The organism is Streptomyces sp. NBC_01622 (assembly GCF_045209635.1).
GTDB lineage: Bacteria > Actinomycetota > Actinomycetes > Streptomycetales > Streptomycetaceae > Streptomyces.
Genome location: NZ_CP109293.1, coordinates 574,012 through 594,410, shown reverse-complemented (window position 1 = coordinate 594,410; position 20,399 = coordinate 574,012). Strand labels below are relative to the sequence as shown.

Below are 20,399 nucleotides of genomic sequence, written 5' to 3'. Positions count from 1 at the left end.
CGATGGCGTCGTCCACGGACAAGCCGCTCGACCACCGCTACCGCGACGAACACCCGATCCGCACCCTCGCCTACCTGTTCCACGAAGACCGCAGACGCCTGGCCTTCGCCGTCGCCGTGTTCACGGTCAAGCACAGTCCCATCTGGCTGCTCCCGCTGATCACCGCGTCCATCATCGACACGGTCGTCCAGCACCAGCCGGTCAGCAGACTCTGGATCAGCACCGGTGTCATCCTGTTCATCCTGCTGATCAACTACCCCCTGCACGTCCTCTACGTCCGCCTCCTCTACGGCAGCGTCCGCCGCATGGGCACCGACCTGCGCTCGGCACTGTGCACCCGGATGCAGCAGCTCTCCATCGGCTACCACTCCCGGATCAGCGCCGGAGTGCTCCAGGCCAAGGTCGTACGGGACGTGGAGACCGTCGAGCAGATGGTCCAGCAGACCGCCGAGACCGGGCTCGGGGCGATCACCGTGCTCACCGGCGGCCTGGTCATCATCGCCTTCCGCACACCGGAGTTCGTGCCCGTCTTCGTGGTCGTCGTGCCGGTCGCCGCGCTGCTGGTGTCCCGGCTGCGGGCCCGCCTCCGCACCCACAACGAGCACTTCCGTCACGAGGTCGAGACCCTCTCCTCGCGCGTGACGGAGATGACCCGCCTCATCCCGGTCACCCGCGCCCACGGCCTGGAGGGCAAGGCCCTGCGCCGCATGGACGGCACCCTGCACCGACTCCTCACCACCGGAAACCGCCTCGACCTGCTCAACGGCCGCTTCGGCTCGCTGGCCTGGGTGGTGCTGAACGTGGTCGGCGTCCTGGTCCTCGCCGGCGCCGCCCTGGTGTCGTACTACGGCGTCTGGGGCGTCACCGCGGGCGACGTCGTCATGCTCAGCGCCTTCCTGACCACCCTCACCAACTCCACCACGACCCTCATGGGCCTGGCCCCGGTCATCACCAAGGGCCTGGAATCGGTCCGTTCGGTCGGCGAGGTGCTCCAGGCACCCGAGCTGGAGGACAACGAGGGCAAGGAGATGGTCACCGCGGTACGCGGAGCCGTCACCTTCCGGAGCGTCGGCCACACCTACGACGGCGGCCAACTCCGCCCCGCCGTCCACGACTTCACCCTCACCGTCGCACCCGGCGAGACCGTCGCCCTCGTCGGCGCGTCCGGCGCCGGCAAGTCCACCGTCCTCAACCTCGTCATCGGCTTCATCCGTCCCACGAGCGGCCAACTCCTGCTCGACGGCACCGACATGAACACCCTCGACCTGCGCACCTACCGCCGCTTCGTCTCGGTCGTCCCCCAGGAGTCGATCCTCTTCGACGGCACGATCCGCGACAACGTGGCCTACGGCATGGACGACGCCGACGAGGAGTCGGTGCGCGCGGCGCTGCGGGACGCCAACGCCCTTGAGTTCGTGGAGAAGTTGCCGCAGGGACTGGAGACCCTGGTGGGCGAGCGCGGGGCCCGGCTGTCCGGCGGGCAGCGTCAACGCCTCGCCATCGCACGGGCGTTGATCCGGGACCCCAAGGTGCTCGTCCTGGACGAGGCGACCTCGGCCCTGGACACCCGCTCGGAGGCGCTCGTCCAACAGGCGCTCGCCCGACTCCTGCGCGGCCGTACGACATTCGTCGTCGCGCACCGGCTGTCCACCGTCCGGGGCGCCGACCGCATCGTGGTGATGGGCGACGGGGAGATCCTGGAGGTCGGCACGCACGACGAACTCCTGCGCCGGGGCGGGGCGTACACGGCGCTGCACAGCGGGCAGGTCGCCTGAACGGAGCTCTTGGCGGTGTGCTTGATCCGGCTTCGGCGGGGCACACGAAGCGCACAACGAGAGAGGGGCGCTCCGTGCTCGTGCCGGACCCGAAGGCCGTCAGGAAACTGCTCACCCGGTACGCGGTGCTCCGCATCGCCCAGGCGGAGAGGCAACGCCCGCAGACGGCCGCCGAGTTGAACGACGTCAGCTACACCCTGTGCGTGATGACGGGCACCACGGACATCCGGGAAGCCATCGTCAAGGCGGACGCCCTGTTGGCGGCGGCGCGTGGCGCGGCCGCCGACGACCGCGCCCTCGCGTAGAGCCTTCAGGAGAGCGCCACTTCGCGCGCCGTTCTGCCGTGGAACGCCGAGCGGTACGCCTGCGGGCTCGTGCCGACCACCTTGCGGAAGCGTTCGCGGAACGCGGTGGGGGAGCCGAACCCGGCCTGCTGGGCGACCCGTTCGATCGGGTGGTCGCTGTTCTCCAACAGGTACTGGGCGCGTCGGACCCGGGCGCGCAGCAGCCACTGGAGCGGTGTGCTGCCCGTCTGTTCGCGGAAGCGCCGGCTGAACGTCCGCTCGCTCATGCCCGATCGCGTCGCCAGCGTCGCCAAGGTGACCTCGTGGGCGAGGTTGTCCTCGATCCACTGAAGGAGCGGTTCGAGGGTCGAACCCTGCGGGACCGGCGGGTGCCGGTGCACGATGAACTGGGCCTGCCCGCCCTCGCGTTCGAGCGGCATGACCGAGAGACGGGCAGCGTCCGCGGCGACCGCCGAGCCGAAGTCCCGGCGGATGAGGTGCAGACACAGGTCGAGCCCGGCGGCGGCCCCTGCCGAGGTGAGGATCTGCCCGTTGTCGACGTACAGCACGTCCGGTTCCACCTCGACCAGCGGATACTCGCGGGCCAGCAGATCCGCGGCGATCCAGTGGGTGGTGGCGCGCAGCCCGTCCAGCAGTCCGGCCTCGGCGAGCACGAAGGCACCGGCGCAGATCGACACGATCCGGGTACCCGCCGCCGCTGCCTCCCGCAGCGCCGCCAGCACCCGCGCGGAGGGAGGCCCGGCCTGCTCCGAGCAGCCGGGGACGATGACGGTGTCGGCGTCCGCCAGCGCCTCCAGCCTGTGGCCGACCCGCAGCGCGAATCCGTCCGTGCGCACCTCCGGCGTCTCGCCGCACACCCGGATCCGGTAGGCGTTCCGGCCGTCGGGCAGCCGGGTACGGCCGAACACCTCCATCGGGGTCGCCATGTCGAACGGCACCACATGATCGAGAACGAGGATCGCGACGGTATGCATGAACACCACGATAGGCAGATTCCCGCCAGCCCGGTGACACCGCCTTATGTGCTTGAAGCCTGACCACAGATGTTGGCGGGAATCCGTTGGAAGCTGTCGTTCCAGCCCCTGTGCGGCCGGACGGGACGTCCCTAGCCTGGGCCGGTGACCAAGATCCTTCTCGCACTGCACGTGCTGGCCGCCATCGTCGCGGTCGGCCCCGTGACCGTAGCCGCCAGCATGTTCCCACCGGCGGCCCGCCGCGCTCTCACCGGTACGGACGGTCCCGACGCGTGGGTGACGACCGTACGACTGCTGCACCGCATCTGCCGCCTCTACGGCGCGGTCGGCCTCGCGGTGCCCCTCTTCGGCTTCGCCACCGCCGCCGCGATGGGCGTCCTGGGCAGCGGCTGGCTCATCGCCTCCATCACCCTCACGGCGGTGGCCGCCGGCATCCTGATCGCCTTCGTCCTGCCTCGTCAGGACGAACTCCTGGAGGAACTGGACGCGCGGCGGCCGGTGGAGCGGGCCGGGACCGTTCAACTCGCCATGCTCACCGGCATCTTCAACCTGCTGTGGGCCACCGTCACGGTCCTGATGATCATCCGGCCCGGCTCGACCACGGGCGCCTGACCGGTCAGCCCGTGGCGCGGACCAGGAGGAGCGCGACATCGTCGTCAGGCTCCGGGCGCAGCGCGTTGAGGAGCATGTCGCTCGTCTGCTCCAGGGGGCGCCGCGAGCTCTGCAACAACCGAGTCAGCGTGTGCAGTCCCACGTCGATCGACTCACTGCGGTTCTCCACCAGCCCGTCGGTGTACAGGGCGAGCAACGCGCCCGTGGTGAAGTCGACTTCGGTGGTCCCGAAGTCCACCCCGCCGACGCCGAGCGGGACTCCGCCAGGGATGTCGAGGAGTTCCGCCGCGCCGTCGGGATGGATCAGGACGGGCGGCAGATGCCCGGCGCTGGACAGCGCGCAGGTGCCCCGGCCGAGGTCGACCACGCCGTACGCGCAGGTCGCGATCGTGTCGAGGGAGCCGGTGAGGTCGTCGAGGTGGTGCAGCAACTCGGCGGGCGGCAGGTCGAGTCGGGCCAGTGCTCGGGTCGCGGTGCTCAACTGCCCCATGATGGCGGCGGCCTGGACACCCTTGCCCATCACGTCGCCCACGACGAGCCCGGTCCGGCCGGGGCCCAGCGGCAGCACGTCGTACCAGTCGCCCCCGACCTCGCTCAGCGCCGGCAGATAGCGGGCGGCGATGTCGAGCCCCTCCTGCCGGACCGGGGCCGAGGGCAGCAGGCTGCGCTGCAGGGTCAGCGCGGTGGTGCGCTCACGGCCGTAGAGGCGGGCGTTGTCGATGCAGATCGCGGCGCGCGCGGCGAGTTCCGAGGCGAGGACGCGGTCCTGTTCGTCGAAGGGGCGCTCGTTGACGGTGCGGTAGAGGCTCAGCGTGCCGAGCACCTCGCCGCGGGCCATCAGCGGGACGGCAAGGTAGGAGTGGACGCCCGCCGCGCGCAGGGTCTGGGCGGCGCGCCCGTCCCTGGCGATGCGCCGCATCATCGGCCGGTCCACCCGCTCCACCAGGATCGGCCCGGCCTCGCGGACGCACTGGGTGATGATGCGGTGGGGGCCGTAGGTGGCCAGTTCGCCGACCGGGTCCGCCGCGTGGATCGCGTCGGTGAGGTATCCGGCCGCGACGGCCAGCGCCCGGAACTCGACCCGCGCGTCTCCGGCCACCGGAGTGATCCCGCCGTGCGCCACGACCGACTCCAGGACGTCGACGGCGGCCAGGTCGGCCACATGCGGTACCGCCACGTCGGCCAGCTCCCGCGCGGTCTGCTGGAGGTCCAGCGTCGTCCCGATCCGTACCCCGGCCTCCGCCACCACGGACAGGTGCTGGCGCGCCTGCGCGACCTCGGCCGCCGCCTGCTCCCGCTCGGTGACGTCCAGGACGGCCATCGCGAGCCCGAGCACCCGGCCCTGCGCGTCCTCGATGCGGTGGTACGACTCCGAGTACGCCCGCTCCACGGCATCGGCCGCCGTACGGCCCACGCTCTGCTGGTCGAGCAGTGGCTTGCCGGTGATCAGCACATGCCGCATCCGTGACTCGATGGCCGCCACGTCGAGACCCGGCAGCACCTCGCCGACCCGGCGCCCGACGACGTCCGCCTCCGGTACGCCGTTGATGCGTTCCAGGGCCGGGTTCACCGTGACCCACCGCAGATCGGTGTCGAACACGGCGATGCCCACCGGTGTCTGGCGCACCAGGCTGTGGGACAGCGCCAGGTCCCGTTCCACGCCCCGTACCGTCCTGGCGTCCGCCGCCAGTCCCAGCAGATGTGCCTGGCCGTGGCTGTCGCGCAGCCGCATGGTACGGAACTCCACGGGCCGCTCCGTGCCGTCCCGGTGCAGCAGCGGGAAGACCCCCGCCCAGCGGGCACCCGAGCCCACCTGGGCGAACAGCTCACGCGCCCGGCCCCGGTCGTCGGGCGACACCAGCAGCCGGTCGGCGAGCTGCGTCAGCGCCTCCTCGGCGGAGTAGCCGAGCAGCTGCTCCGCCTCGGGACTCCACAGCGCGATGTACCCGCCGGCGTCCAGGACCACCGCCGCGACCTGCAACAGGTCCAGCAGTCCTCCCGAGGCGGCCGTGACACCGTCCCCGGCACCGTACGCGTCCATCCAGCCGCTCCTTCCGGCGCGGCACGACACCACCAAGATCCGCACCGCCGGTCATCCGATTACGGCACAGCCCGCTCCACCCGGCAACACCGTGAGGACAGGGGGAGCGGACGCGGCCGTATGGAGCACATACCCGTGCGGGCGCCGACGAGGCCCCGGATTCTGGTCGTGCCCTGCCCCCCCCACTTCCCCCAGGACACCCGATGCCCTTCCCGCTCCGTCTCGTCTCCCTCCTGGTCGCCGGCTGCGTCGGCGCCCTCGTGCCCGCGTCGCCCGCCGCGGCCGACGACCACTCCCTCCAGCGCGGCCTCGACGAACTGGTCGCCGCCCCGGGCGGCCCGCCCGGCGTGATCGTCGTGCTGCGCGACGGCGACCGGCAGCGCGTCCTGCGGGCCGGCACCGCCGACCTCACCACCGGCCGCCCGCTCGAACCGGACGACCACACCCGGACCGCGAGCACCAGCAAGGCGTTCAGCGGGGCGGTGGCCCTGAGTCTCGTACGACAGCACCGGCTCGCCCTCGACGACACGATCGGCGCCCGGCTGCCCCAACTGCCCAAGGCGTGGCGGGCAGTGACCCTGCGTCAGCTGCTCCAGCACACCAGCGGGCTCCCGGACTTCAGCCAGAGCACACGGTTCCGGAGCCTCATCGCGGCCGACCCGCGCCGCCACTTCGACTCGCGGCGCCTGCTCGACTTCGTGGCGGGAGAGCCGCTGCGGTTCGCGCCCGGCTCGCAGTACCAGTACTCCAACTCCGACAACATCGCCGTGGCGCTGATGGCGGAGGCCGCGACCGGCGCGCGCTACGAGGACCTGCTGCGCCACGACGTGTACCGGCCGCTGGGCCTGCGTGACACGAGCCTGCCGCAGGGGTACCGGATGCCGGAGCCGTACATGCACGGCTACGCGGTCGGCGGACCGTCGGGACCCGAGGACGTCAGCGAGGCGATCGGCATGTCGGGGGTGTGGGCGTCCGGCGGCATCACCTCCTCGCCCCGCGACCTGGCCGCGTTCATCGGCGGCTACGCGGCAGGAGCCCTCACCTCCAAGGCGGCTCTGCGGGAACAGCGGCACTGGATCCCCGGCGCCTCCGAACCGGCGGGACCAGGCCGCAACAGCGCCGGACTCGCCCTCTTCCGCTACGACACCCGCTGCGGGGTCGTTCTCGGACATACCGGGAACACCCTCGGTTACACACAGTTGATCGCGGCCACCCCCGACGGCCGGCGCGCGCTCACTTTCTCATTGACAACTCAGGTGAACCAGGCGGGGAACGCCCCTCTGCTGAGCAAGGTGCGCGCGGTCGAGGAGGACGCGGTGTGCAGCCTCCTGGGGACATACGGGTCGTAACACCACAGGCGTGCCGGGCGCCTCCGGCATACCGCATCATGAGTGCGTGCGCACGCGACTCTCTTATCAACGGCAGGACGAGCGGGTGGCGTTCGCGCTCGCGGACGCGCTGGGACGCGCCGGGGCCGACGTCGTGCTCGACGTGTGGCCGACAGCCGCGGACGGTGCCCCCGATCCTGAGACCGTCGTCGTCCTGCTGTGGTCGGCGGCGTGGGACCCGACGCCGATGGGACCCGCGCCGCTCGGCGCACACGTGCCCGTCCGGCTCGACGACACGCCGCTGCCGCCCGCCCTGGCCGGGCTGCGCCACCTGCGGCTCGCTCAGGGCTGGGGCCGTGTGTCGGACGAGGCGGCGGCGATGATCGTGCGGCTCGGCTTCCCGGCCCTCGTGCCGGCGCTTCCCGTTCGGGGCACCCCCACCGAAAACACCTTGGCGATCAGCGACTTCGGTCCTCTGGGGCTGTTCGCGAGCTGCCCACGGTGCGGCGGAAGCAGCGAACGGCTGCGCCCGTACGTCACGGTCGACCATCACTACGGCCGGGCGCTGCGGCTGGTCATCTGTGGCGCGTGCAACTGGCAGGACGGCTGCGAACTGTGACTCCGGCGAACCGTTTCGGCTACCTCAAGCGACCGTGCTGTCCGACCCGTTGACGCATCCCTCCTGCTCCGGGGAGGCCGGGAGGGACAGCCACTCCGCGATGCTCCGTGCGATCGGCTGGCCGGTGTCCGCCTCGACGAAGCCGAACTGGCCCGACTGGTTGCACTCGAGGAACCACCAGGTCCCGTCCCCGTCCTCGGCGAAGTCGAAGGCGCCGTAGGCCAGTTCGGCCTCGCGCAGATACGTCCGGACGGCCTCGGCGATGCGCGGCGGGACCTCGGCGGGGTGCCAGGGCTGCGCGGGTGCGGCGAAGCGGAAGTCGACCTCGACGGGGTCCGCGTCCGGGGCGGTCGCCATGCGGGCGGCCAGCATCCGGTCGCCCACCACGGTGAGCCGGATGTCGGCGCGCTTGGCGATCCGGCGCTGCAGCAGCGTGGGACCGAAGGCCACGGCGGCGAAGTCGGTGTCCGGCGCGACCCGGCTGGTCGGCACCGCCCGGGGCGGATCCTGCGGGTGGGCGCCGGAGACGGGCTTGACCACCAGGTCCGGGAAGCGCCGCGAGAACTCGCGGGCGGCCTGCGGGAACGTGGTGATCAGCGTGGCGGGCACCGGCAGTCCGCTGCGCTGGGCCAGCCGCAGCTGCCAGGGCTTGTGCCGGGCGCGGCGTGCCGCGTCGGGGTGGTTCATCCAGCGGGCGCCGGAGCCGCGCAGCATGCCGTAGAGCGCCTGCGACGCTTCCTCGGTGAGCCACGCGGAGGGCTGGGGTGCGCGGGTCGCCGGGGCGCCGGGTCTGCGCACCCAGATGGAACGCAGTCCGCTCACGCTCACCAGCCGTCCGCCGGCCGCGAGATGGCCGCGGAAGGCTCCGTGGACGTACTCGCCGGAGAGCGCGACCCCGCCGGTGAGATCGGCGGGATCGATCCGGACCACGGGGACGCCGGACGCGTGCAGGTGCACCATCACCAGGTCCGCGGTGACGTCCTCTTCGCAGGTAAGGACCAACACGGTCATTTTCGTTGTTCCGCGTTCAGTCGTCGAAGTGAGTCTTCGATCCCGCGGTGGACGTCGTGGTCCCCAGTTCTCTCAGCAGAGCGAGATCATGGGCGGCGACCCGTCCGTCGGCGAGCACGTTCAACTGCAGTCCGGAGTCGTAGCTGTACGGAGTGGTGAGCTCCAACTGTGCTGCCGGGCGAGCATAGTTGAGCGCGAACGGTTGCATCGTCTCTCCCTCGTCGGTACTGCCTCGTGCAAGCGGTGGCCACCCTGCGAGGTCGCTTGGCCCGCTGACTTCCGTCTGCTTCCAGAGACTTATACGAATCGAACGAGTGAATGGTTTCCTTACTCTGCGTAGTCACAGTAAGGAAGGTAAGACGCTCCCCGGGTTCAGCCGAGGTCGCCCGGCCGCCCCTCCTCCTGCTCGCCGAGGGACTTACGCATCGAGCGCAGGGCGAGGAGAAGTACGGCGATGTCGTCCAAGTACACGGGATCCGGCATCAGGTCGGTCGGCAGTACGAAGTAGAGGACGGCACCCCAGAAAACCCATTTGGGGCCGGTCGGAAGCCCTGCGCGCCGCAGTCCGCGCCGCATGCGGACGAGCCGCACCAGCACTCCGACGGCCACGGCGAGCAGCGCCACCGCGAGCACCACGGCGACGACGATCACGGTTGTGGTCGAATCCACGGGCTCCCCTTTTCCGGTCCTGCCGCACGACATGTGCCCTATCCGGATGCCCGGTTGAGGCCCCGGTATTGCCGAAGAGGGGAACATCACACCCGAACGCCCGGAAGAGTCTTGACAGTCACCGGCCCCACGTCGGGCACTGGTACGTTTTCACCGTGAGCGCGACCAGCGGGACGGGAACGGGAACCCACGTACGGATCTGCCTCGACGCCCCACCGCGCGTCGCGAGCCTCGGCGTCGGTGTGCACGGCACGGTGAGCCCACGTGACGTGTTCCGGCTGCCCGACCTCTGGCAGTTCCATCTCTACCGGTACGAGGCGGAGTTGACCGTCGACGGGGTGCCGTACGGGATCAGGCCCGGCCAGGTGAGCCTGGTGCCGCCCGGCGCGCTGGTGCGCTTCCACTACCGGGGACGCTCCGAGCATCTCTTCGCCCACCTGGAACTTCCTTCCGCCGGTGAGCGGTTGACCGTTCCCGTGATGCAGGACGCCGGTACGCAGACGCCCGTGCTCACCGACCTGATGCTGCGGGCCGTCGCGGCGGCGCCGCGCAACTCCGCCCGTGCGGCTGCCGAGTTGTGGACCGTGCTGTGGCGGGTGGCCGACCTCGCCACCCCGGCCGCCGGTGACACCGCCGGACCCCACCCCGCGCTCGCCCTCGCCGTCGCACACATCGAAGCGCACCTGGCGGCACCGCTGACGGTGCCCGAGGTGGCGCGCGCGGCCGGGGTCTCGCACAACCACCTCATCCGCCTGTTCCGCGCCGAGATCGGCAGCACGGTCGTCGCCTACATCCGGCACCGCCGCCTGGAACACGCACGGCATCTGCTCCGTGAGTCGACGCTCTCCGTCCCGGCGATCGCGGCGGCCGTCGGCATCGGCGATCTGCAGGCCTTCAACAAGGCGTGCCGACGCGAACTGGGCGCCTCGCCAAGGGCTGTTCGCGCCGGCACCGGGTGAATCCGACCCGCGCTGTGCGGGTAAGTCCTGGCGCGCATCGTGCAGGTCGGCGCCGGTCCTCGCCGCGCGGTCAGTCCCGGCCCGCACCCCGGTACAGGTCCAACTCCCCGTCCAGCTCCACCGCCAGGACCGTCGCCAGCTCGTCCACATCGGCCGCCCGCGGTGCGTCGATCCACGTCACGCCCGGCACCTCGCCGAGCCCGCCGATCACGTCGTGGCCGAGTCCGGCGCCGGAACCGAGCACCGTGACCCGCTTCACGGGCGTACGCAGGCCGCGCACCGACACCGACTCGCGCGGCGGGTCGAAGCACACCAGGTACAGCGTGCGGCGGTCGGCGGACAGGGTGCTCGGCCCGTAGTGGTGCCCGGCGGGCAGGCCGGCCAGCGTGCCGTACACCGCCTCGGAGTGCCGGGCGATCCACGCGCCGAGCCCCTCAAGGCGCTCCACCTGCTCGGGCGGGATCGTCCCGTCCTCCTCCGGCCCCACGTCGAGCAGCAGATTGCCGCCCATCCCGATGGTCTCCGTGAAGTAACGCACCAGCTGCCGCACCGACTTGTGATGGTGGTCCCCGTGCTGGAATCCCCACGAGTCGTTGACCGTCAGACACAACTCCCAAGGCCCGTCCGGGGCTTGCAGCGGCACCCCCTGTTCGGGCGTCGCGTAGTCGCCGTGGCTCAGCATGCGGGCGTTGAGGACGGTGTCGGGGTTCCCGGCGAGGATCAGCTCCGCCAACTCCCGCATGCCCCACTGCTCTTCGGCGCGCTCCCACTCGCCGTCGAACCACAGCAGGTCGGGCCGGAATCGGGCCACCAACTCGCCTACCTGGCCGTCGCGGTAGGCGAGGTAACGCGCCCAGGCGGCCGGATCCTCCTCGCCGGGCCGGGCGGAGGCGTACGGGTTGGCGCGCAGCTCCTCGTCCGGCGGGCGCGGGTGCACCGTGCTGGCGTAGTCGGGGTGGTTCCAGTCGGAATGGGAGTAGTAGAGGCCGACCTTGAGGCCCTCCTCGCGCAGCGCGTCGGCATAGGGCCCGATCAGATCGCGGCCGGCCGGGGTGCGGCGGACCACGTCCAGGTCGCCGTGGGCCGAGTCCCACAGGGCCACACCGTCGTGGTGCCGGGCGGTCAGCACCGCGTACCGGGCACCCGCCCGCGCGAACAGCCGCGCCCAATTCCGTGGTTCGTAGCGCGCGGCGGTGAACCCGTCCAGCTGGCGCATGTATTGGTCGTGCGGGACCTGGCCCGTGTAGAACGACCAGGACTCCGGCACGCCGTCGACGGCGTAGATCCCGTAGTGGACGAAGATGCCCAACTTGGCATCGCGGAACCAGGGTTGCATCGGCATACCGCCAAGCTAGGCCGCGGGACGGCGGGGCGCGTGGGCGGTGATCACCACTGGTGGTCGATTTTCACCGCAGTGACAGTCTGCGTAGGCTGGTCGCATGACTGAGGTTCCCGGAAGCCACTCGCGTCACCGGAGTCGCCCGGTCCAGGTGCTGCGCGATTCCTACGAGGCGTTGGGGTCCGTCGTCGCACCGCTCGGGGACGAGGAGTCCTGGCTGCCGACCGCCTGTACCGGCTGGGCCGTGCGCGACCTGATCTTCCACTGCCTCTCGGACGCCCAGCGCGCTCTGGTGGCGCTGCACACCCCCGCCCCCGGCCCGGCCGACCGTGATGCCGTCACCTACTGGCAGGACTGGCGGCCCGACCCGGTCGGCGCGGCCAACGGACGGCGCTGGAGCAGGATCGGGGCGAGCATGTTTCTCGACTTCCGGCAGCTGCGCGCGCTGTACCTGGAGACCACGACGGCCACGGTGACGGCCGCCGCGGCGACGGACCCCGATCTCCTGGTGTCGACCCAGGGCCATGTCCTGACCGCCGCAGAACTGATGACCACCCTCGCGGTTGAGGCGAGCATTCACCACCTCGACCTCGTCCGGGAGCTGCCCGGCGCGCCGGGCCCGTCAGCGGACGGACTGGCCGTGGTGCGCACCACCCTGGACGGACTGCTGGGCCGTCCCGTCCCTCTGGACTGGACGGACGAGCACTACGCGCGCGCCGCCACGGGCCGCACACCGCTCACCGGGACCGAACGACGCTCCCTCGGCGCGGACGCCGAACGCCTACCGCTCTTCAGCTGATCCGCCGCCGTCCCGCGACTGATCGACGCGGTCTCCGTCAGCCGGCGGCGATACACGGTCCCCGTCGGCCGGCGGCGCCGGGCGCAGCGCCTTCGTCGCGTCCCGCAAGCGGCCGAAGGTCCGCTGGAACGGGGACCCGGCCGACGAGGGAGTCTCGCCCGGCACGACAGCGCCGCCGGACTCGCGGAGCGCGGCCAGCGCCTCGTTGGCGCGGTCGGCGGCCTCCCGGTACAGATCGCGGGACTTCGTCATCGCTTCGAGCGCTTCGGCGTACATGGCCACGAGCCTGCGCTCCCGGGCCAGTTCTTCCTCCAGCGTCATCAGGCTCCACTGCTCGCGCAGCGCGGTGACGGCCTCGGCGCCGCCCTCCGGCAGGGGGCGCGCGGAGGCGGCGTAGCGGCAGAGCACGTCCACCAGTTCGGTGGGCTCGGAGCCGTCGAGGAAGACGCTGCGCACGGAGAAGTCCCGGACGTCGTAGCCGGGGGAGGCCGGGTTGGTGGGCAGCACGACGGCGCCGCCGCGCGGCACCTGGAAGTCGAACTCGCGCAGCAACGCCCAGTTGACGGACCGTAGTTGGTCGGGTGTGGCCCGGTGCTCCACCACGCAGTGCCGCAGGCTCTCCGGCAGCAGCCGGGCCAGGGGTAGCCGGCCGCGCGCGTCCGGGGTCATCGCCTCGTGCACGACGACGTGCACGCTCCAGCCGTCCTGCGCGCAACTCCGGAACAGCCGACGCAGGTCCTTCTCGTCGGACGGCAGCGGATTGACCTCCCGGAAGCGCAGACCGGGGACCGGCGCGTGGTCCCAGCCGGCGTCCGCGTCCTCGGGCCAGAAGAGGGTCGCGGGGGAGGGCCAGCGGGGGTCCCACGTCCGCTCGGCCTCCGCGACCAGGATCCATTCCCGCCCGTCGGGCGAAGCGGGGGCGGCGGCGGGCGAGCCCGGTGCCGGAAGCGCCGGAAACGTCAGCCGCGCCCGCACGGTCACCGTCCCCTCGACCCGCCAACGGGCCTCGAAGACCAGCTCCCGGGGATCATGACCCTGATCCTCGTCCGGTTCCAGATGGTCGTCGATGACCTCGCGGTCCTTGAGGCGCTGCAACTGTCGCCGTACGACATCCGCCGCGTCCTCGGACCCGACGTGGCGGCCACGAGCCAGCCACACCGTGTGGGGGATCGTGGGCGGAGCTGTGAAGGAGTTCGACATAGGCCAATCTGCGGGCGGGAGCGGGGCTGACCCACCAGTATCACCGTTGGAGATCTTGGCGGGTCAAGCGGGGGTCGTAGAGTCTCGTATGCCCGGAATTCCTGCGATCCCGCATGAGCATACGCGCGGGGTGTGATCGGTCCACTCCGGGCGGCGGGGTTTCACACGTGCCTTTGACATGGCCCGGTCCGCAGAATGGTGGCGCGGACGGGACCCGCCCACCATCCGCTCGGGGTGGGTCCCTTCCGTGTACCCCGGGGCACCTCACCTTCGTCGGCGGTCCGGCCGGGACGGCACACCCGCCTCGACCGGCGGCGGGCTGAATCCGGCCGGTACCGAACGCGCGCCCCCCGGGGACGGTGCTTCCAGGGGTGCGACCGTCTCCTGGCGCGGCGGCCGGGTGCGCGGCACGGGCTTGCCGACGATCCGGGTGTGCGTCATCAGCGCGGCACAGGCCGCGCAGACCTCGGACAGGGTCCACACCTGGCCGACCGCCGGATCGTGCCGCAGCACGAGCAGCACCGAGCCCGAGCAGTCGACCCGGGTCCCCTCGTGCGCCGCACACCGCTGCCGACGGCAGCCGCAGGCCGCGTCGGGGCGTACGGTCGCCGCTCTGACATGGGCCGCCGCATGGGCTTCGGCGAAGCGGCGCAGGGCCGGGAGGTCACGCGACCGGGCGGGCATGCCGCACCCGGAGGAGCAGCTGACCGAGGCGGTACGGTCGCGGTGACCTGTGATGCGAATAGTCCAGGTACGCCCGGGTCGACGGGCTGACGGGGCGTCAGGGTACGCGAGAGCCAAGACCACAGTTCCTTTGAGCGGAGGTGTTCACGCGGAAGAGGCGCTGAGTTAAGAACTACCCGTCGTGGGGCACTTCACAGCATTTACGGACCTCAAGTATTCGTTCGATCCCGCGGACCCCGGACGGCTGCTCCGGCGCCCGGTTGTTGGCGTCCGGGTGCGGGAGCACACTGATCCCATGGATCCCGCCCGCGGGGACGACGACGAGCGCGCGCTGATCGAGCGCGCGTTCCGGCAGGCGTCGTTCTCGATGTCGGTGTTCGACGCCGCGCAGCGGTATCTGCGGCTCAACGCGGTGGCCTGCGAGGTCATGGGGCTCGGCGAGGAGGCCCTGCGCGGCCACGCCTTCCCCTACGGCCTGCCGGCGGACGTCGACCAGCTGGGCACCCTCCAGGCACTGCGCGACGTGGCGGCCACGGGCAAACCGGCGCACTACGAGAGCTACACCCGCGCCCCGTCCGGAATCCGCGAGCACGCCTGGAACCTGGAGCTGTGGCCGGTCCGGGACGACCGGGGCGAGGTCTGCGCCGTAGGCATGGCCGGATTCGACAGCAGCGAGCAGCACTGGGCGCGGCAGCGGCTCGCGGTGCTCGACGAGGCCGCCGTCTCCGTCGGTACGACCCTCGACCTCGACCGCACCGCGCGGGAACTCGCCGAACTGGTCGTGCCACGGTTCGCCGACTTCGCGAGCGTGGACCTGCTGGAGGCGGTGATGCGCGGCGAGGAGCCCGAGGACGGCGGCCCGGACGCGGACGTCGTGCTGCGCCGGGCCGCGCATCTGTCCACCGAGCCGGGGACCCCGGAGGCCGTGATCGGCCTGGGCACAAGCGACGCCTACCCGCCGTTCTCGCCGCCCGCCCGCGCCCTGCACACCGGCCGTCCGGTGCTCAGCTGGAGCGGCGACCCGGACTTCGACCGGTGGATCGCGGGCGTCCCGGCGCGGGCCGCCAGGATGCGGGGATTCCTCGTCACCTCACTGCTGGCGGTGCCGTTGATCGCGCGCGGTACCACGCTGGGCGTCGCCGTTCTGCTGCGCACCCGGCCCGACGCCTTCACGCAGGACGACTTCGCCCTGGCGCGGGAGATCGCCGGCCGGGCCGCCCTCTGCGTCGACAACGCCCGCCGCTACACCCGGGAGCGCTCCACCGCGCTCACCCTCCAGGAGAGCCTGCTGCCGAGCGGGACGTCCCCGCAGTCGGCGGTCGACGTCGCCTGCCGCTATCTGCCCACCGACTCGCGGGCCGGTGTCGGCGGCGACTGGTTCGACATCATCCCGCTCTCCGGCGCGCGGGTGGGCCTGGTGGTCGGTGACGTGGTCGGCCACGGCATCCAGGCCTCCGCCACCATGGGGCGGCTGCGCACCGCGGTCCAGACGCTCGCCGACGTCGACCTGCCGCCCGACGAACTCCTGGCCCACCTCGACGACCTGGTCCTGCGCCTCGGCGGCGACGACGAGAACGGCGGGCGGGCCGGCGTCGGCGGCACCGGGGCGACCTGTCTGTACGCCGTCTACGACCCGGTGTCGCGGGTGCTGAGCGCCGCCAGCGCCGGGCATCCCCCGCCCGTCCTCGTCCTGCCGGACGGCACCACGAAGCTGGTCGACATTGGCGTCGGCCCGGTACTGGGCGTGGGCGGCCTGCCCTTCGAGACCACCGAGCTCGAACTGCCGGAAGGCACCCTCGTCGCCCTGTACACGGACGGGCTGCTGGAGGCCGCCGACCGGGACCCGGACCTCGGCATCTCCCGGCTGCGACAGGCCCTGGCCGGATCGCGGTCCACCCTGGAGGACCGCTGCGACCAAGTGCTCTCCGCGCTGCTGCCGAAGCACCCGGGCGACGACGTGGCCCTGGTGCTCGCCCGCACCAAGGCCCTGGACGCCGACCACGTCCAAGTCTGGGACCTGGCCGCCGACTTCGCGGGCGTCTCCGAGGCCCGCAGGCTCGCCACCGCCCAACTCGACGCCTGGGGACTGACGGAGGAGGCCTTCGTCACCGAACTGGTCGTCAGCGAACTCGTCACCAACGCGATCCGCTACGGCGCCGAACCGATCCAGCTCCGCCTGATCCACGACCGTACGCTCATCTGCGAGGTCTCCGACGGCAACTCCACCTCGCCCCATCTGCGCCGGGCCCGGATCTACGACGAGGGCGGCCGGGGCCTCCTCCTGGTCGCCCAGCTCACCGCGGACTGGGGCACCCGGCACGCCGTGACCGGCAAGACCATCTGGGCCGAACAGGCGCTGACACGGACGACTTGACCACGCCGGGGCGCACGGTCAGTGGGGATAGGCGCGCGGTGGTCGCTGCCGGGGCAGTTCGTCGCGGAACTCCTCGATGCGGGAGCTGACCTGCCGGATCAGTGCGGTCCGCGCCAGCCGGTCGAGGTAGAGGTTGCGGCGCGCGAGCCCCGGAGCGTCCACACAGAAGTACAGCGACATCAGCGGATTGATGAACAGCTCGCTGCCGCGCGTGCGTTCGGTGAAGCGGACGTCGCCGAAGTCCCCGCGTACGGCGGCGGCGACGGAACCGTTGACGATGCTCGGGTGGTCCGGCGTGCACTCCTGGGCATGGGCCACCGCGTCGAGGTACAGCTGCCCCTCGCGGCTCGCGCGCGGGAGGGAGAACGCGCCGAGGCAGGCACCCTCGCGCTCCAGGGCGGCCAGATTCTCCAGCACCAGCGCGTAGTAGTCCCACCTCCTTGCCGGCCGAGTGCAGCGCGAGGGCGAGGGGCAGCCCGGCGTAAATGTCGAAGCCGCCGCCGCCCCGACGACGAGTATCCGGCGCGCGTCGCGCAGACGGGAGAAGAACGGGGGTTCGAGAAGGGAGAACACCGGAGGACGTCAACAGCCCCGTACGCCATGATGGACGCGTGGACTTCGAGCCGTACCGGGGCGAGTTGGTGGCGTACTGCTACCGCATGCTGGGCTCGTTCCACGAGGCCGAGGACCTGGTGCAGGAGACGATGCTGCGCGCGTGGAAGGCCCGCGAGCGCTACGACCCGAGCCGCGCGTCCGTCCGGACCTGGCTGTACCGCATCGCCACCAACGTCTGCCTCACCGCCCTCGAAGGACGGGCCCGCCGCCCCCTCCCGTCCGGCCTCGGCGCGCCGGGCGAGGACCCCGGGACCCCGCTCACCCCGGCGACCGACATCCCCTGGCTCCAGCCCTTCCCGGACGCGCGCTACGACATGGAGGCGCGGACCGACATGCGGCTCGCGCTGGTCGTGGCCCTGCAGCGGCTCCCGGCGCGACAGCGGGCCGTGCTCGTGCTCCGCGAGGTGCTCCAGTTCAGCGCCGCCGAGGTCGCCGACCAGCTCGACACCACCGTCCCTGCCGTCAACAGCACACTCCAGCGGGCCCGCGCCGCCCTCACGGACATCGGCGACGGTCACACGGTCGCCGAACCGGACGACCGGGCGGCGCGCGAGGTGATCGACCGCTACCTGCGGGCCTTCGAGGCGGCGGACGTCCCCGCCCTCGTACGGCTCCTGGCCGCCGAGGTCGTCCTGGAGATGCCGCCGGTCCCGCTCTGGTTCCGGGGTACCGAGCACTACGGCGCGTTCATGCGCAGGGTCTTCGAACTCCGGGGTACGGACTGGGCGTTGAGGCCGATCACGGCCAACTCGCAGCCCGCGCTCGCCGCGTACGCGACGGACCCCGACGGAGGCCGGTGGCTGCACAGCGTCCAGGTGTTCACGGTCACCGGCGGCCGTGTCACCCACAACGTCGTGTTCACCGAGCCGCAGGTGCTGGCCGCCTTCGGCCTGCCGAAGCGGATTTCCTCGGATCGACCGCACCCGCCGCGATGAGTTCGGTCGCTGCCGCCGGTACGTACCGGTGAGCATCGACCGAAAGGACATGGATCATGAGCGTCACCGTCATTCAGTTCACCACCCTGGACGGGGTCGTCTCCGACCCCGACGGGTCCGACGGCACCCCGCACGGCGGCTGGCTCTTCCGCTACGGCCGCGAGGAGATCGAGGGCGACAGGTTCCGGCTGGCCGACACCCTGGACGCCGGGGTGGTGCTGCTCGGCCGTGGCACGTGGGAGGCGTTCGCGCGGCTGTGGCCGGGCCGCGACGACCCGTTCGCCGCCCGCATGAACGCCGCGTCGAAACTGGTCGCCTCCCGCACCCTGACCGACGTGTCGGCGTGGGCGAACTCGACCGTCCTCGACGGCGATCTCGTGGACGCCGTGAAGCGCGAGGAGCGGGAGGTGGTCGTCATGGGCAGCCTGAGCGTCGTCCACACGCTGATGGCTGAGGATCTGGTCGACGAGTACCGGCTCATCACCTTCCCCACCGTCGTCGGCGCCGGCGAGCGGCTCTTCTGCGCGGACGGTCCGTCCGCGTACCTGGAGTGCCTGGCGGTGGAGAAGACGGGGTCCACCGTGTTCGCCCGGTACGGGAGGGCCGTGCGCTGATGTGCGAAGGGCCCGGCGATACGGCCGCCGGGCCCTTCGACGTCAACCGGCCGAGGCTTACGCGCCGCTCGCCCGGAGCATGTCCTCGCGCTCGACGATCTTCACGCGCTCGCGGCCCTGCGGCTCGCCCAGCGCCTTCTCGGCCGCGTCCAGCCTGTACCAGCCGTCCCAGGTGGTGAAGCGGACGTTCCGCTCGGCGAGGAACGCCTCCACGGCCTCCGGGTCGGGCGAAACAGGTGTGTGCAAACGGCCGTTGGCGTGGTCGTCGAGCAGGTTCGCGACCGTCTCGTTGGCATCGCCCTTGGTGTGGCCGATCAGCCCGACCGGACCGCGCCGGATCCAGCCGGTGACGTACGTCGACTGGAGGTGCTCGCCGGTCTCCTGGATGACCCGGCCGCCCTCGTCCGGGACCGTGCCCGAGTCGATGTCCCAGGGCAGCTTGGGGAGCTTGTCGGAGAGGTAGCCGACCGCGCGGTAGACCGCGGTGACGTCCCAGTCCTTGAACTCGCCGGTGCCCTTGGCGTTGCCGGTGCCGTCGAGGGCGGTGCGCTCGGTGCGCAGGCCGACGACCTTGCCGTCCTCGCCGAGGATCTCGGACGGCGACTCGAAGAAGTGCAGGAACAGCTTGTGGGGGCGGTCGCCGACATCGCGGATCGCCCAGTTCTCCAGCGTCTTGGCGACCATGTCGGCCTGCTTGTTGCCACGACGGGTGGTGATCGAGCCCTCGTCGTAGTCGATGTCCTCGGGGTCGACGATGACCTCGATGTTGGGGGAGTGGTCCAGCTCGCGCAGCTCCATCGGAGAGAACTTCGCCTGCGCCGGGCCGCGGCGGCCGAAGACGTGGACCTCCAGGGCCTTGTTGGCCTTGAGGCCCTCGTGGACGTTCGGCGGGATCTCGGTCGGCAGCAGCTCGTCGCCCGTCTTGGCGAGAACGCGGGCCACGTCGAGGGCCACGTTGCCGACACCGAGGACGGCGACCTTCTCGGCCTCCAGCGGCCAGGTGCGCGGGACGTCCGGGTGGCCGTCGTACCAGGAGACGAAGTCGGCGGCGCCGTAGGAGCCGTCGAGGTCGATGCCGGGTATGGACATGTTGCGGTCGGCGGTGGCGCCGGTGGAGAAGACCACCGCGTCGTAGAAGGAGCGCAGGTCGTCGAGGCTGATGTCGGTCGGGTAGTCGACGTTGCCGAAGAGACGGATCTGCGGCTTGTCGAGGACCTGGTGCAGGGCGGTGATGATGCCCTTGATGCGCGGGTGGTCGGGGGCGACGCCGTACCGGATCAGGCCGAAGGGCGCGGGCATCCGCTCGAAGAGGTCGATGGACACGCCGGGTTCGGCGGCCACCCCGGACTTGAGCAGGGCGTCGGCGGCGTAGATCCCGGCGGGGCCGGCTCCGACGATGGCTACCCGCAGGGGGCGCGGCATGATCAGGTTCCCTTCGAGCGATGACAAGCGACTCGACGGGAAGCCTAAGCTAAGGCATGCCTAACCCGGTACGCGGGTCCCGTCTATGACCTCATAAGGCCGACTTATGGGGTGTCCAAGGCTG

General features: G+C 71.5%; 18 protein-coding genes and 2 pseudogenes. 10 read left to right on the top strand and 10 right to left on the bottom strand.

Annotation, left to right across the window (positions count from 1 at the left end; all coding sequences use genetic code 11):
* The first annotated feature begins 2 nt into the window (after window positions 1–2).
* Complete coding sequence (locus tag OH768_RS02655; RefSeq protein ID WP_406449579.1) at window positions 3–1,775, top strand: ABC transporter ATP-binding protein; 1,773 nt, start codon at window positions 3–5, stop codon at window positions 1,773–1,775.
* A gap of 74 nt (window positions 1,776–1,849) precedes the next feature.
* Complete coding sequence (locus tag OH768_RS02650) at window positions 1,850–2,080, top strand: DUF5133 domain-containing protein (protein WP_406449577.1); 231 nt, start codon at window positions 1,850–1,852, stop codon at window positions 2,078–2,080.
* Between the two features lie 5 nt (window positions 2,081–2,085).
* On the opposite strand, the gene OH768_RS02645 is transcribed toward OH768_RS02650, so the two are convergent.
* Complete coding sequence (locus OH768_RS02645) at window positions 2,086–3,054, bottom strand: GlxA family transcriptional regulator (RefSeq protein WP_406449575.1); 969 nt, start codon at window positions 3,052–3,054, stop codon at window positions 2,086–2,088.
* Window positions 3,055–3,198: 144 nt separating this feature from the next.
* On the opposite strand from OH768_RS02645, the gene OH768_RS02640 reads away from it, so the two are divergent.
* Window positions 3,199–3,666, top strand: a complete 468-nt coding sequence (locus OH768_RS02640) for a hypothetical protein (protein ID WP_406449573.1) — start codon at window positions 3,199–3,201, stop codon at window positions 3,664–3,666.
* A gap of 4 nt (window positions 3,667–3,670) precedes the next feature.
* Here the strand turns inward: OH768_RS02640 and OH768_RS02635 are convergent, their stop codons facing one another.
* The gene (locus OH768_RS02635; protein ID WP_406449571.1) at window positions 3,671–5,707 is read right to left on the bottom strand and encodes a SpoIIE family protein phosphatase; all 2,037 of its coding nucleotides are present in this window, start codon (window positions 5,705–5,707) and stop codon (window positions 3,671–3,673) included.
* 203 nt (window positions 5,708–5,910) lie between these two features.
* Between OH768_RS02635 and OH768_RS02630 the strand changes: the two genes are divergently transcribed.
* Both OH768_RS02630 and OH768_RS02625 read left to right on the top strand, forming a co-directional pair.
* The gene (locus OH768_RS02630; RefSeq protein ID WP_406449569.1) at window positions 5,911–7,056 is read left to right on the top strand and encodes a serine hydrolase domain-containing protein; all 1,146 of its coding nucleotides are present in this window, start codon (window positions 5,911–5,913) and stop codon (window positions 7,054–7,056) included.
* Window positions 7,057–7,102: 46 nt separating this feature from the next.
* On the top strand, window positions 7,103–7,654 hold the full coding sequence (locus OH768_RS02625) for a toll/interleukin-1 receptor domain-containing protein (RefSeq protein WP_406449567.1): 552 nt from the start codon (window positions 7,103–7,105) through the stop codon (window positions 7,652–7,654).
* A gap of 24 nt (window positions 7,655–7,678) precedes the next feature.
* Here the strand turns inward: OH768_RS02625 and tgmB are convergent, their stop codons facing one another.
* The 3 genes from tgmB to OH768_RS02610 all read right to left on the bottom strand — a co-directional run bounded on the left by tgmB (window position 7,679) and on the right by OH768_RS02610 (window position 9,334).
* Window positions 7,679–8,665 (bottom strand): ATP-grasp ribosomal peptide maturase, encoded by a 987-nt coding sequence (gene tgmB / locus OH768_RS02620; RefSeq protein ID WP_406449565.1) that lies wholly within the window; start codon window positions 8,663–8,665, stop codon window positions 7,679–7,681.
* Window positions 8,666–8,681: 16 nt separating this feature from the next.
* Window positions 8,682–8,873: a putative ATP-grasp-modified RiPP gene (gene tgmA / locus OH768_RS02615; protein WP_019070092.1), complete on the bottom strand. Its 192-nt coding sequence runs from the start codon at window positions 8,871–8,873 to the stop codon at window positions 8,682–8,684.
* Between the two features lie 164 nt (window positions 8,874–9,037).
* The gene (locus OH768_RS02610) at window positions 9,038–9,334 is read right to left on the bottom strand and encodes a YkvA family protein (protein WP_019070093.1); all 297 of its coding nucleotides are present in this window, start codon (window positions 9,332–9,334) and stop codon (window positions 9,038–9,040) included.
* 155 nt (window positions 9,335–9,489) lie between these two features.
* On the opposite strand from OH768_RS02610, the gene OH768_RS02605 reads away from it, so the two are divergent.
* A complete protein-coding gene (locus OH768_RS02605; RefSeq protein WP_406449562.1) occupies window positions 9,490–10,293 on the top strand; it encodes a helix-turn-helix domain-containing protein in 804 nt (267 codons plus the stop codon).
* Between the two features lie 70 nt (window positions 10,294–10,363).
* Here OH768_RS02605 and OH768_RS02600 read toward each other — a convergent pair whose 3' ends face one another.
* Entirely contained in the window at window positions 10,364–11,635 is a 1,272-nt protein-coding gene (locus tag OH768_RS02600) for an alpha-L-fucosidase (RefSeq protein ID WP_406449560.1), read from the bottom strand.
* 97 nt (window positions 11,636–11,732) lie between these two features.
* Here OH768_RS02600 and OH768_RS02595 point away from each other — a divergent pair, with 97 nt between their 5' ends.
* Window positions 11,733–12,431: a maleylpyruvate isomerase N-terminal domain-containing protein gene (locus OH768_RS02595; RefSeq protein ID WP_406449558.1), complete on the top strand. Its 699-nt coding sequence runs from the start codon at window positions 11,733–11,735 to the stop codon at window positions 12,429–12,431.
* On the opposite strand, the gene OH768_RS02590 is transcribed toward OH768_RS02595, so the two are convergent.
* Both OH768_RS02590 and OH768_RS02585 read right to left on the bottom strand, forming a co-directional pair.
* Entirely contained in the window at window positions 12,414–13,631 is a 1,218-nt protein-coding gene (locus OH768_RS02590) for a hypothetical protein (protein ID WP_406449556.1), read from the bottom strand. The two genes, OH768_RS02595 and OH768_RS02590, sit on opposite strands and share 18 nt — an antisense overlap.
* Window positions 13,632–13,895: 264 nt before the next feature.
* Window positions 13,896–14,315 carry a hypothetical protein gene (locus OH768_RS02585; RefSeq protein WP_406449554.1) on the bottom strand — a complete coding sequence of 140 codons (420 nt, stop codon included), beginning with the start codon at window positions 14,313–14,315 and terminating at the stop codon, window positions 13,896–13,898.
* Between the two features lie 295 nt (window positions 14,316–14,610).
* Here OH768_RS02585 and OH768_RS02580 point away from each other — a divergent pair, with 295 nt between their 5' ends.
* Complete coding sequence (locus tag OH768_RS02580; protein WP_406449552.1) at window positions 14,611–16,689, top strand: SpoIIE family protein phosphatase; 2,079 nt, start codon at window positions 14,611–14,613, stop codon at window positions 16,687–16,689.
* A gap of 18 nt (window positions 16,690–16,707) precedes the next feature.
* Here the strand turns inward: OH768_RS02580 and OH768_RS02575 are convergent.
* Window positions 16,708–17,115, bottom strand: a pseudogene (locus OH768_RS02575) (hypothetical protein); the annotation flags it as partial.
* 176 nt (window positions 17,116–17,291) lie between these two features.
* Between OH768_RS02575 and OH768_RS02570 the strand changes: the two are divergent.
* Together OH768_RS02570 and OH768_RS02565 are read left to right on the top strand one after the other, a co-directional pair.
* Window positions 17,292–18,239: pseudogene (locus OH768_RS02570) on the top strand (sigma-70 family RNA polymerase sigma factor); the annotation flags it as partial.
* 56 nt (window positions 18,240–18,295) lie between these two features.
* Complete coding sequence (locus tag OH768_RS02565) at window positions 18,296–18,853, top strand: dihydrofolate reductase family protein (protein ID WP_406449550.1); 558 nt, start codon at window positions 18,296–18,298, stop codon at window positions 18,851–18,853.
* 57 nt (window positions 18,854–18,910) lie between these two features.
* Here the strand turns inward: OH768_RS02565 and OH768_RS02560 are convergent, their stop codons facing one another.
* Window positions 18,911–20,275 (bottom strand): FAD-dependent oxidoreductase, encoded by a 1,365-nt coding sequence (locus OH768_RS02560; RefSeq protein WP_406449548.1) that lies wholly within the window; start codon window positions 20,273–20,275, stop codon window positions 18,911–18,913.
* Window positions 20,276–20,399 lie beyond the last annotated feature (124 nt).